The following is a 5,610-nucleotide window of genomic DNA, read 5'->3' on the forward strand; positions in this document are numbered from 1 at the left end:
GCCGGCGGGCGGCCAGGTGCCCGAGTTCCACCAGCTCCAGCGCGCGCTGCGCCTGGGCCTGGGCGTCGCGGACCTTGCGGCGCTTGAGCCCGAAGGCGACGTTGTCCAGCACGCTCATGTGCGGGAACAGGGCGTAGTTCTGGAAGACGGTGTTGACCGGACGTTCATGGGCGGCGGTGCGGGTGATGTCCTGGCCGCCGATCCGGATGGTGCCGGAGGTGGGCTGCTCCAGCCCGGCCACCATGCGCAGCGTTGTGGTCTTGCCGCAGCCCGACGGTCCAAGCAGCGCGAAGAACGAGCCGGCCGGGATGGTCAGGTCCAGGTCGTCCACGGCGACGAAGTCCGTGAACCGTTTGGTGACCGACGCCAGCGTCAGGTCCGCTCCCCCACTGTCCCGGCCACCCGCCGTCGTTGTTTCCTCTGCGAAATGCTGCTGGACCATCAATTGCCGATCGCTTTCTGGAACCGGTCACTGAAGTCCGTCTCCTCTTCCGCAGTGAGGGTCCGCAGCACGTGGGCGTTGGCGAGGAAGTCGTCCGTGGGGAAGATCAGCGGGTTCTCGACCAGTTCCGGATCGATGGCCTCCATGGCCTCGCGGGCACCTGGACGGGGCAGATGTAGTTCACGTAGGCGGCCACTGTCGCCGCATTCTCCGGATCGTAGTAGTAGTCCATCAGGGCCTCGGCGTTGGCCTTGTGCGGCGAGCCGATGGGCACCATCATGTTGTCGGACCAGAGCGTGCCGCCGGCATCCGGCAGGGCGAACTCCCACTTGTCGCCTTCTTCGAAATTCAGCTGCGTGATGTCCCCAGACCAGGCGAAGACCGCGAGCGCATCCCCGGAAATCAGGTCCTCCTTGTAGGAGTTGCCCTTGACCTGGCGGATCTGGCCGTCGGAGATCTGCTTGCTGAGGACCTCCAGGGCGCTGTCGAACTCCGCGGTCCCCCACTGGCCGGAGATGTCGACGCCGTTGTCCAGCAGGAGCAGGCCCATGGTGTCGCGCATTTCGTCCAGCACCTCGACGCGCCCCTTGAGCTCGGGCTTCCACAGGTCGGAGACGGTGCGCAGCCCGCCCGGGACGGCTTCCTTGTTCCAGGCGATGCCCGCGAAACCGGACTGCCAGGTCAACGAGTGCTTGCGGCCCGGATCGAAGTCCACGTTCTTGAGGTTTTCGAGCAGATTGGCGGAGTTGGGGATGTTGGCCAGGTCCAGTTCCTGCGTGTAGCCGAGGCGGATCAGCCGGGCGGTCATCCAGTCCGTGAGCGTGATGATGTCCTGGCCGATGTCCTGGCCGGCGGCGAGCTGGCCCTGCACCTTGCCGAAGTAGGTGTCATTGCCGTCGATGTCTTCGGAGTAGTTGGCCTTGATGCCGGTGGCCTTGGAGAACGCGTCCAGGGACGGGTAGGTCTGGGCCTTGTCGTCGTAGTCCAGGTAGAGGGTCCAGTTGGCCCAGTTCACGACCTTCTCGGAATCGGAGAGGTCTTCCGCCGGGGTGGCGCCGCCGGCGGCGGATGTGGTTCCGGTCCCGCCGGTGCCGCAGGCTGCGAGCAGCCCGGCCAGGGTCAGTCCGCCGGCGCCCATCAGCATCTTGCGGCGCGAAAGCTGGGCCGATACCAGGCGGCGCAGGCGGGGATCGTCGGGTAGGCGCTGTGGCATAAGGACTCCTGGTCAAGACGAACGGAAGCTGTGCCGTCGATCCTTGCAGATGGCCTATGTCACAGACAAGGGTTTCAGTTGTAAATTTTTCGTGACGCAACTGATCCTTTTGCTATTTTCCGCTTCGACTTCTGGATTCGCAGCAAAAGGCCTTGCGTTGCTGCGGCCCAACGGCTTCAATAGCAGCAATCCCACGAAGCCTTCGAAGGAGGTGGAACAACCTTGAGCACCCAGCACAGCCACGGCAGCGTATCGGCCGCCAACGGCGCTATCGACGACGTGTCCAAGGCGATCATCGTGCAGCTGCAGGAGGACGGCCGACGGTCCTATGCAGCCATCGGCAAAGCCGTCGGGCTGTCCGAGGCCGCTGTCCGGCAGCGCGTGCAGAAACTGACCGACAGCGGCGTGATGCAGATCGTCGCCGTGACCGACCCGCTGCAGCTTGGCTTTTCCCGCCAGGCAATGCTGGGCATCAAGGCCGAAGACGATCTGGTGGCCGTTGCCGACAGGATCGCCGGGCTGGACCAGGTGGACTACTGCCTGGTCACCGCCGGCTCCTTCGACATCCTGGCCGAAGTGATCTGCGAAAACGACCACGACCTGCTGCGGATCATGACCGAGATCCGCGGCATCGAGGGCGTGCTCAGCACGGAAACGTTCATGTACCTCTCCCTGCGCAAGCAGGAATACAACTGGGGAACCCGATGACTCAAACCAGCACACTACGCAGCTACAGCACGCCGCGCGGCACCGACCGCCAGCAGGCGGCCCGCGACCACTTGTGGATGCACATGGCCCGGCACTCCAACCTCGCCCAGGGCGGCAGCGTCCCGGTGATCACCCGGGGCGAAGGCCATCTGATCTACGACGACCAGGGCCGCGAATACATCGACGGCCTGGCCGGACTGTTCGTGGTCCAGGTCGGCCACGGGCGCGAGGAACTGGCCCAGGCCGCAGCCCGGCAGGCGCACGAACTGGCCTTCATGCCGCTGTGGTCCTACGCCCATTCCGCCGCCATCGACCTCGCCGAACGGCTGGCCCACTATGCACCGGGCGACCTGAACCGCGTCTTCTTCACCACGGGCGGCGGCGAGGCCGTCGAGACGGCATGGAAGCTGGCCAAGCAGTACTTCAAGCTCCAGGGCAAACCGAACAAGACCAAGGTCATCTCCCGCTCGGTGGCCTACCACGGCACCCCGCAGGGCGCGCTGTCCATCACCGGCATCCCGGATATGAAGGCCCCGTTCGAGCCGCTGGTTCCGGGAGCCTTCCGGGTGCCGAACACCAACCAGTACCGGGCGCCGGCCGGGCTGGAGGACCCGGAGGCTTTTGGCCGCTGGGCCGCGGACCGGATCGGCGAAGCCATCGAGTTCGAAGGCCCGGACACCGTTGCCGCGGTCTTCCTGGAGCCGGTGCAGAACTCCGGCGGCTGCTTCCCGCCGCCGCCCGGCTATTTCAAGCGGGTGCGCGAAATCTGCGACGAGTACGATGTCCTGCTGGTCTCCGATGAGGTGATCTGCGCGTTCGGCCGGATCGGTTCCATGTTCGCCAGCGACGACTTCGGCTACGTGCCGGACATGATCACCTGTGCGAAGGGCATGACCAGCGGCTACTCCCCCATCGGCGCGATGATCGCCTCGGACCGGCTGTTCGAGCCGTTCAAGCACGGCGACACCACGTTCTACCACGGCTACACCTTCGGCGGGCACCCGGTCTCCGCCGCGGTCGCCATGGCGAACCTGGACATCTTCGAACGCGAGGGCCTGAACGACCACGTCAGGCAGAACGCGCCGCTGTTCCGCTCCACGCTGGAGAAGCTGCTGGACCTGCCGATCGTCGGCGACGTCCGCGGCGAGGGCTACTTCTACGGCATCGAGCTGGTCAAGGACAAGGCCACCAAGGAAACGTTCAGCGACTCCGAATCCGAGCGCCTGCTGCGCGGCTACCTCTCCAACGCGCTCTACGACGCCGGCCTCTACTGCCGGGCGGACGACCGCGGCGACCCCGTGGTCCAGCTCGCCCCGCCGCTGACCATCGGCCCGCGGGAATTCGACCAGATCGAACAGATCCTCCGCTCGGTCCTGGTGGAGGGACTGAACCATCTGTAGCGCGTAACGCGCCTTCCGCCCAGTACGACGGCGGGTGGCGAGGCCTGCACAAAGCCTCGCCACCCGCCGTCGTGCGTGTGCTTGGCGCCCCCTCTGCGGTAGTGCCCTCCGGAAAGTGGTGAACAAGGCTTTTCCAAGTGGCTGTAGCCAGCATCGAATTCTGTTAAAAGCCACCGGGGGGAAGGCGGATTCAGCCATGGCACAGTTGCATGGGACGGCAGCGGAACCGGAGGCCGCGGATGCTCCGGACGAGGAGATAGACGGTTCGGGCAAGGGACTGGTGCTGACCAGGCGGCAGCTCGGGCTGCTGTTCGGCGGCGGTGCGGCGGTGATTATCGGCGGTGCGAGCTTCGGTGTGGTGGCCAAGACGGCGGAACGGTCCAGGACCACGGCCGCCGTGTCCTTCGGCTCGGTGCGGCTGCTGCGGGCAGCGAGGCTGGGCCGGCTGGCGGCCGACGGGCGGCCTTCGCCGCTGGTCGGCAAGCTCGCCTTGGCGAGGCTCGAGGGAACCGGCAAGACCCTCGCAGCTGCGCCCGTCCTGGGAGCCGGCGTCGAACTCGCTTCAACGGCCAGCGGCCACGACCACTCCGGCGGCGCCCTGCCCGGCAGCGAGTGGCCCATGCCGCTGAACCTGACGTGGGGCGACGTGGTCCTGCTGGACGTGGAGGTCAGCAACACCTCCGACCGGCCCGCGCTGTTCTCGCCCGGGCAGCTGCGGCTGAAGGACCTGGCCAGCGGAGCGAGCATCACGATGCAAGGCGCGGCCCGGCGGCCCGGTGCCATTGCGGCCCGATCGGCGGAAAAGCTCTGGGTCAGCTATCTGGCGCCGGCCGGGGCGGCGGCCTTCTCGGTCGAATACAACGACCCGCTGCAGAAGGAGCCGCAGGCCCTGCGCGTGCCGCGGCTCAGGACGGTGCTGGAGCGGTCCTGACCGGCAGCCGCTGAGTAATGCCCGGCAGCCGCTCAGCGTTGGGCGGCAGCCGCTCGAAGACGAAGCCGGTGGCCTGGACCTGGACGTAGATATCGACCAGGTCCACCAGCCAGTCCTTGGCACTCCACTCCTGCGGGCGGGAGAATCCGGTGGCGGCGCTGGCCAGCGTCCCGCCGCCGTAGATGACGGCGAAGACGGCATGGACGGCTTTCTGGCCGCGCAGCCCCACCGCCCCCGCCAGGCCGTAGGCGGCACCCCAGGCCCCGCCGATGGCGAAGTGGGCGGCAGTGTTCAGCCGGCGGCGGCCCTGCCGCGTTTTCGGGTGGACGCGCAGGACCTTGGTGGCCAGCTCGGCCGGCGTGAAGCTTTCCGGCCGCTGGGTCAGGGGCATTTCCACGTACTTCTGGAAGACCGTCATCACGGCCGTGCCCGCCAGTCCGGCGACGATGCCCTTGCCCACCGAGGAGACGAGCTTACTCAGGTGGTCGGCCATGGTCCCGAGGCTACAGGCCCTGCAGCCGGTGCACCAGCAGCGCCACGTGCAGCGAAGTGCGGGATTCGGCGTCGTCAAGGCGCACACCAAGCCGCTGTTCCAGCCGGGCCAGCCGGGCGTAGAGCGTGGGCCGGCTGAGGTAGCCGGTGCGCGCCAGTTCGGATTTGTTGCCCCCGCTCTCCAGGTACCGCTGCAGCAGGTCCAGGTCGCCGCCGTCGTTCCCGGACTCCAGCACGCCGGCCAGCTCCGCCTCCACGAAGGTCTGTACCCGCGGATCGTGGCGCAGCAGCGAGAGCAGGCCGCGCAGGCGGACGTCCGTGGAGCGGAAGAAGCGCTTGGTCCCGGGCTGCAGGGTGCTCGCGGTCTCCGCCACCTGGGCGGCCTCGTCCAGGCCGGCCGCGGCCTGAAGGAGCTGCGGCTGTG

8 protein-coding genes are annotated in these 5,610 nt (G+C 67.4%); 3 read left to right on the forward strand and 5 right to left on the reverse strand.

All coding sequences use genetic code 11. From position 1 onward, the window contains the following. The 3 genes from D477_RS18865 to D477_RS18870 all read right to left on the reverse strand — a co-directional run. A partial coding sequence (locus tag D477_RS18865; RefSeq protein WP_005273719.1) for an ABC transporter ATP-binding protein occupies nt 1-442 on the reverse strand: 442 nt, incomplete at its 3' end. Next, nucleotides 442-588 carry a hypothetical protein gene (locus tag D477_RS23755; protein WP_337587573.1) on the reverse strand — a complete coding sequence of 49 codons (147 nt, stop codon included), beginning with the start codon at nt 586-588 and terminating at the stop codon, nt 442-444. The genes D477_RS23755 and D477_RS18865, both read right to left, overlap by 1 nt. Beyond that, nucleotides 549-1,655 (reverse strand): polyamine ABC transporter substrate-binding protein, encoded by a 1,107-nt coding sequence (locus tag D477_RS18870; RefSeq protein WP_337587574.1) that lies wholly within the window; start codon nt 1,653-1,655, stop codon nt 549-551. The genes D477_RS23755 and D477_RS18870 overlap by 40 nt, the downstream gene beginning before the upstream one ends. Before the next feature lie 222 nt (nt 1,656-1,877). On the opposite strand from D477_RS18870, the gene D477_RS18875 reads away from it, so the two are divergent. From D477_RS18875 to D477_RS21440, 3 genes are all read left to right on the forward strand, one after another. Beyond that, a complete protein-coding gene (locus D477_RS18875) occupies nt 1,878-2,363 on the forward strand; it encodes an Lrp/AsnC family transcriptional regulator (protein ID WP_005273722.1) in 486 nt (161 codons plus the stop codon). Then, nucleotides 2,360-3,763, forward strand: a complete 1,404-nt coding sequence (locus D477_RS18880) for an aspartate aminotransferase family protein (protein WP_005273725.1) — start codon at nt 2,360-2,362, stop codon at nt 3,761-3,763. Before D477_RS18875 ends, D477_RS18880 begins: the two co-directional genes overlap by 4 nt. 196 nt (nt 3,764-3,959) lie before the next feature. Beyond that, nucleotides 3,960-4,694 (forward strand): hypothetical protein, encoded by a 735-nt coding sequence (locus tag D477_RS21440; RefSeq protein WP_005273730.1) that lies wholly within the window; start codon nt 3,960-3,962, stop codon nt 4,692-4,694. Here D477_RS21440 and D477_RS18890 read toward each other — a convergent pair. Then, entirely contained in the window at nt 4,669-5,187 is a 519-nt protein-coding gene (locus D477_RS18890; RefSeq protein ID WP_005273732.1) for a hypothetical protein, read from the reverse strand. The two genes, D477_RS21440 and D477_RS18890, sit on opposite strands and share 26 nt — an antisense overlap. 10 nt (nt 5,188-5,197) lie before the next feature. Beyond that, a partial coding sequence (locus D477_RS18895; RefSeq protein WP_005273735.1) for a helix-turn-helix domain-containing protein occupies nt 5,198-5,610 on the reverse strand: 413 nt, incomplete at its 5' end.

Source organism: Arthrobacter crystallopoietes BAB-32 (genome assembly GCF_000328305.2).
GTDB lineage: Bacteria > Actinomycetota > Actinomycetes > Actinomycetales > Micrococcaceae > Crystallibacter > Crystallibacter crystallopoietes_A.

What these genes read in the sequence shown, in the direction of transcription:
- D477_RS23755 (WP_337587573.1), bottom strand. Translation starts at nt 588, where the DNA reads ATGGAGGCCATCGATCCGGAACTGGTCGAGAACCCGCTGATCTTCCCC.
- D477_RS18870 (WP_337587574.1), bottom strand. Translation starts at nt 1,655, where the DNA reads ATGCCACAGCGCCTACCCGACGATCCCCGCCTGCGCCGCCTGGTATCG.
- D477_RS18880 (WP_005273725.1), top strand. Translation starts at nt 2,360, where the DNA reads ATGACTCAAACCAGCACACTACGCAGCTACAGCACGCCGCGCGGCACC.
- D477_RS21440 (WP_005273730.1), top strand. Translation starts at nt 3,960, where the DNA reads ATGGCACAGTTGCATGGGACGGCAGCGGAACCGGAGGCCGCGGATGCT.
- D477_RS18890 (WP_005273732.1), bottom strand. Translation starts at nt 5,187, where the DNA reads ATGGCCGACCACCTGAGTAAGCTCGTCTCCTCGGTGGGCAAGGGCATC.